We start from the raw sequence: 4,629 nt of genomic DNA on the forward strand, positions 1-4,629 counted from the left end.
AGCAGCCCGGTAGCTCGTCAGGCTCATAACCTGAAGGTCGCTGGTTCAAATCCAGCCCCCGCAACCAACACGACAACAGACACACAGCCCGCTGGCCAACGCCTCGCGGGCCTTTTGCTGTTTGCCCCCACCTCCTGCGAGACGGTCTTTCGCATCTGGCCGGACCTGCGGATCGCGCCGGCGGCGCCTCGCCATCATGCCTGTCGCAGAGGTGCGAACGGAGAGGGGAGGGGCTGTTGGCGAAACCGCGGGTTCGCGACAGAGGTGACCGGGCACAAGGGGGCCAATGTCTCTTGAACGCGCTGCCTTCCACGCTCTCCGCGGGAGGCAGTGCAATCCTGCGCGGATCTACGGAAACACGTGTCCGCCTACGATCCGCAGGCCGACCTCGCGACCGGCCGCGAGGCGCGCCGTATCCGCGGCTTCGACCACCACGACCTTTGCGCCGGGACGGTCGACCTCGATCCGCTGACGTCCCTGCGTCCGGTATGAGGAACGGACCGTGCCGCTCAGATGCGCCTCATGCGCCTCGGCGAACTGAAGCTGCCAGGGGCGGGCGTAGAGCTTGACTGGCCCAACCAGGCCAGCGGGGACGGTGAGCGGCGTCGGCCGGCCGTCGACGAGGACCTGTCCGTTCTGCGCGATCGCCTCGACCTCAATCGTGTCGCCCAGAAACTTCAGCACCGTCGGCGAGACCGGGTGCTCCTGCACCTCGTCCGGCGTGCCGACCTGTTCCAGGCGACCGCGGTCGAGCACCGCCACGCGGTCGGAGAGTTCGAGCGCTTCGTCCTGATCGTGGGTGACAAAGATCGTGGTCTGGCCGGTGCGGTCGTGGATCTCGCGCAGCCAGCGGCGCAGGTCTTTTCGGACTTGTGCGTCGAGCGCCCCGAAGGGCTCGTCGAGCAGCAGCACCCGAGGCTCCACCGCGAGGGCACGGGCTAATGCAATGCGCTGGCGCTGGCCGCCGGAGAGCTGGCTCGGGTAGCGATCGGCGAAGCCCGAAAGCTTGATCAGGTCGAGCAGGTTGCCGACGCGGCGCTTGATCTCGGCGCTGTCCGGGCGCTCCGAGCGCTTCCGGGCGTTGAGCCCATAGGCGATGTTCTGTGCCACCGTCATGTGCTTGAACAGGGCGTAGTGCTGGAACACGAAGCCGACCGATCGCCGCTGCACCGGCACCTGCGTGGCGTCGTCGCCGCCGAAAATGATCCGGCCGCGATCCGGGAAATCGAGCCCGGCGATGATGCGCAGCAGCGTGGTCTTGCCGGAGCCCGACGGCCCGAGCAGCGCCAGCAGCTCGCCCGCCCGCACGTCGAGGGTGAAATCGTGCAGCACCGCTGCCGTGTCGAAGGTCTTCGAAACGTCCTCGATGCGGATCGCGGTGGCTTTGGCGCCGTGGCTCAGAGGGTCAATGACGCCGGGCGCCCGCAGCGAGGTCGTCGGCGTAGCGCCATTCGAGGACGGATTTGACGGCGAGGGTGACAAGAGCGAGCCCGGCAAGGAGAGAGGCGACGGCGAACGCGGCAACGAAGTTGTACTCATTGTAGAGAATCTCCACGTGCAGCGGCAGCGTATTGGTGAGCCCGCGGATATGGCCGGAGACGACCGAGACCGCGCCGAACTCGCCCATCGCGCGGGCGTTGCAGAGCAGGACGCTGTAGAGCAGGCCCCAGCGGATGTTGGGTAACGTCACCGTCCGGAAGGCGTGCCATCCGGAGGCGCCGAGGGTGAGGGCGGCTTCTTCCTCCGCCGTGCCCTGCTCCTGCATCAGCGGGATGAGCTGGCGGGCGACGAAGGGGAAGGTGACGAAGATCGTTGCGAGCACGATGCCGGGCACCGCGAAGATGATCTGGATGTCGTGCTCGATGAGGAAGGGGCCGAACAGGCCGCGCGCGCCGAAGACCAGCACGTAGATCAGCCCGGACACCACGGGCGAGACCGAGAAGGGCAGGTCGATCAGCGTGACGAGCAGGTTCTTGCCGCGGAACTCGAACTTGGCGATGGCCCAGGAAGCCGCGACGCCGAAGACGAGGTTGAACGGCACGGCGATCGCCGCGACGAGCAGCGTTAGCCGGATCGCCGCCTGGGCGTCGGGTTCGGAGAAGGCGGCGAGATACGCCCCCCAGCCCTTGGCCAGTGCCTGTGCGAACACCGTGAGCAGGGGCAGCACGAGAAACAGGCCGAGGAAGGTCAGCGCCACCGCGATCAGCAGCCAGCGCACGACCCGCCGCTCGGTGACGACGCTGGCGGGTGGCGTCAAGGTTTCGTCGCGTGGCCCCAGGGGGGCGCCCTGCGCCAACGCCTCAGACATAGCCGAATCTCCGGCGGCTCCAGGCCTGAATCAGGTTGATCGCCAGCAGGGTGACGAAGGAGATCGCCAGCATGATCACGGCGATGGCGCTCGCGCCCGCATAGTCGAACTCAGAGAGCTTGATGACGATCAGCAGCGGCGCGATCTCTGACACATAGGGCAGGTTGCCGGCGATGAAGATGATCGAGCCGTACTCGCCGACGCCGCGAGCGAAGGCGAGGGCAAAGCCGGTCAGCACCGCCGGAATCAGCGGCGGCAGCACCACCCGCATGAGCGTGGTAATCCGCGAGGCGCCCAGGATGGCGGAGGCCTCCTCCACCTCCTTGTCGATCTCGGCGATCAGCGGCTGCACCGTACGGACTGCGAAGGGCAGGCCGATGAACACCATAGCGATGAAGATGCCGACCGGCGTGTAGGCCGCCTCGATGCCGACCTTGGCGAGCTGTTCGCCGACCAATCCGTTGGGTGCGTAGAGCGAGGCCAGCGCGATGCCGGCCACCGCCGTCGGCAGGGCGAAGGGCAGATCGACCACGGCGTCGGCGAGCTTGCGGCCGGGGAAATCGTAGCGGGTCAGCACCCAGGCGACGATGCCGCCGAAGATCGAGGCGGTCAGCGCGGCGAGGAGCGACACGCCGAAGCTCACGCGCAGGGCGCTTGCCACGCGCGGGTCGGTCGCGACCTCCCAGATGCCCGAGAAGCCGAGGCCGGATGCCTTCACCACGAGGGCCGCGAGCGGCAGCAGCACGATCACGCCGAGGCAGGTCAGCGTGTAGCCGAATGTGATCCCGAAGCCCGGGATCACGCTCCGCTGGCGAAAACGCCGCCTTGGTTTCACAGGTTCGACCATGCGGTCAGCGCCCGGCCTTGCTCAGTTGATCGAACAGTCCGCCATTGTCGAAATTGGCCTTCTGGATATTGTCCCAGGAGCCCTGCAGATCCTCGATCTTGAACAGCTTGATCTCGGGCAGCTGTGCCAGATCCTCCGGCTTGGCCGCCTCGCGCTTGATCGGTCGGTAATGATGCTTGGCGAAGATCGCCTGCGCCCGGTCGCCGTAGAGGAACTGAAGATAAGCCTCGGCCTGCTTGCGCGTGCCACGCTTGTCGACATTGGCATCGACCAGCGCAACGGGCGGTTCGGCGTAGATCGAAGTCGGCGGCACGACGATGTCGAACTTGTCCTTGCCGAACTCCTCCAGCACGAGGAACGCCTCGTTCTCCCAGGTCGGCAGCACGTCGCCGAGACCCCGCTGGGCGAAGGTCACGGTCGAGCCGCGGGCGCCGGTGTCGAGCACGGGGACGTTCTTGTAGAGCGAGCCGACGAAGGCGTTGGCTTTTTCCTTGTCCTTGCCTTCCTTCTCGTAGGCGTAGCCCCAGGCAGCGAGGAAGTTCCACCGCCCGCCGGCCGAGGTCTTCGGGTTCGGGGTGATGACCTTCACGTCAGGCTTGGCCAGATCGTTCCAGTCCTTCACGGCTTTGGGATTGCCCTTCCGGACGAGGAACACGACGGTCGAGGTGTAGGGCAGGCCCTCGTTCGGGAGCTTTGTGCGCCAATCCGCCGGGATCTTCTGCGACAGCTTGGCGATGGCGTCGATGTCGGAGGGGATGCCGAGGGTCACGACATCGGCGGGGATGCCGTCGATGACCGTGCGGGCCTGCGCGCCGGAGCCGCCATGGGCGGCGCGCACGGTGACCGTCTCGCCGGTCTTGGCCTTCCACTCTTCGATGAAGGCCGCGTTGATCTCACGGTAGAGTTCGCGCGTGGGGTCGTAGGACACGTTGAGGATCTCGGTCTGCGCCTGGGCGCTGCCGGCCGATACGAGGCAGGCGGCCATGGCAAAGCCGAGAAGGGCTGCGCGCCGGTGGGGCTTTTTGCCAAGCCTGATCGGATGTCCGTCGAACACGTCGTCTCGCCTCCACATCGCGGGTGTTCACCCGCTCATGACGAGGAAGTGTTCGTTTTAAAGAACGATGTCAAGCTCGGCGCTACGCTCGATCCATCGATCTCGATCCCCTATGCCGGCTATTTGCAAACAAGTTAGCACATTTATTCTCCTAGCTGGCGGATATGCGAGAAGGAAGATCCCTTTGAGTCTCGTTCTGTAGAAAGAACGTTTTGTGCAGGAACGTAGGCCGTGTGCAGAAGAGCCGGCCGAACCGTCAGGCCGAAGCGCATTCGACAGCCAGCCAAACGCCGCGGGCCATGATGAACCACTAGGCCGCGTGGACTCTTGGGGTTCACGGACGGGGTAAGCGGTGCTTCAAGGCTGTCTTTTGGAGGACAGCCTTGAGCGTTCAGGATCGCTTGGTTCTCAGCGACGCGC

Annotated in this window: 4 protein-coding genes; all 4 read right to left on the bottom strand. The window is 65.8% G+C overall.

The features are described from left to right. Positions 1 to 348 precede the first annotated feature (348 nt). The 4 genes from MFF24_RS28440 to MFF24_RS28455 are packed head-to-tail and all read right to left on the bottom strand — an operon-like array spanning position 349 to position 4,227. Entirely contained in the window at positions 349 to 1,374 is a 1,026-nt protein-coding gene (locus MFF24_RS28440; protein WP_373322757.1) for a sulfate/molybdate ABC transporter ATP-binding protein, read from the bottom strand. Between the two features lie 31 nt (positions 1,375 to 1,405). Beyond that, positions 1,406 to 2,308: a sulfate ABC transporter permease subunit CysW gene (cysW, locus tag MFF24_RS28445; protein WP_238229192.1), complete on the bottom strand. Its 903-nt coding sequence runs from the start codon at positions 2,306 to 2,308 to the stop codon at positions 1,406 to 1,408. Next, the gene (cysT, locus tag MFF24_RS28450; protein WP_238229193.1) at positions 2,301 to 3,155 is read right to left on the bottom strand and encodes a sulfate ABC transporter permease subunit CysT; all 855 of its coding nucleotides are present in this window, start codon (positions 3,153 to 3,155) and stop codon (positions 2,301 to 2,303) included. The genes cysW and cysT overlap by 8 nt, the downstream gene beginning before the upstream one ends. 4 nt (positions 3,156 to 3,159) lie before the next feature. Then, the gene (locus tag MFF24_RS28455) at positions 3,160 to 4,227 is read right to left on the bottom strand and encodes a sulfate ABC transporter substrate-binding protein (protein WP_238229194.1); all 1,068 of its coding nucleotides are present in this window, start codon (positions 4,225 to 4,227) and stop codon (positions 3,160 to 3,162) included. Between the last annotated feature and the right edge of the window lie 402 nt (positions 4,228 to 4,629).

This window comes from Methylorubrum aminovorans, from assembly GCF_022179725.1.
Lineage (GTDB): Bacteria > Pseudomonadota > Alphaproteobacteria > Rhizobiales > Beijerinckiaceae > Methylobacterium > Methylobacterium aminovorans.